This is a genomic window from Blautia sp. AF19-10LB, from assembly GCF_003461245.1.
GTDB classification, from domain to species: Bacteria; Bacillota; Clostridia; order Lachnospirales; family Lachnospiraceae; genus Blautia_A; species Blautia_A intestinihominis.
The window spans coordinates 1-754 of sequence record NZ_QTWS01000095.1 but is presented as its reverse complement, the minus strand read 5'-3'; the positions used below and the strand labels follow the sequence as shown (position 1 = coordinate 754).

Sequence of the window (754 nt, the reverse complement as noted above, 5' to 3'; positions counted from 1 at the left end):
AAATGGATTGATGAAAACATGTGTGTAGCGAAGTAAATAAAAATGATATTATAGTGGGTAAGTCGGTTTTCGACTTACCCATTTATATTAAAAGTTAGAAATTTTGAGCACTATGTCCAACAATTCTAAATAGCAATATACAATAAAAGCAGATACATAAGCTGTTCTTTTAATGAAAAATGCAGCAATCCAGGCTGCTCCCATGCTTTTGCCGGATATGCTTTTTCAAAAAAGTCTCCATCTTTCCAATAGAGTCCATAAATTAGAAGACGTTTCCCCTCCCGGATAGCTTCCGGCTCCATAATCAACTCCCAACGAACCTGATCCATAAGGTGAAGATAAAGTGATACACATAGAACCAGGTTACTGGTACGATTGTGTGTAAGAAACTTCTGCTCCAATAATGAGGGCATTTCAAAAGAAATCTTAAAATCATTAAAAATTTCTCTGTATTCTATATAAAACTCCCATAAAGTAGCAGGTGTGATCTTATATCTTGCAGTGCGTGCAGATAAAAGAAATTGCCTCGGGCCAGAGGCCGCTGTTTGGTTAAGAAGAGCTTGTTTTACGGCAGATTTCACGGATTTTCCAATCAGTTCACCAAGTTTGGAATGTCCAGAAGAATCCGTAAGAGTTCTGGTACCACAAAGATTAGAAGCGATTACAATTCCATCAGTCCCAGAACCTGTTGCGATTTCTTCGGAATAGCAGCTTCCCAGTAATAACTGAGAAACAGCAGCAGCTTTCGATTCTC

1 protein-coding gene is annotated in these 754 nt (G+C 38.2%); it reads right to left on the bottom strand.

The features are described 5' to 3' along the window. Positions 1 to 125: 125 nt before the first annotated feature. A partial coding sequence (locus DWX28_RS19220) for an adenosylcobinamide amidohydrolase (protein WP_199611883.1) occupies positions 126 to 754 on the bottom strand: 629 nt, incomplete at its 5' end.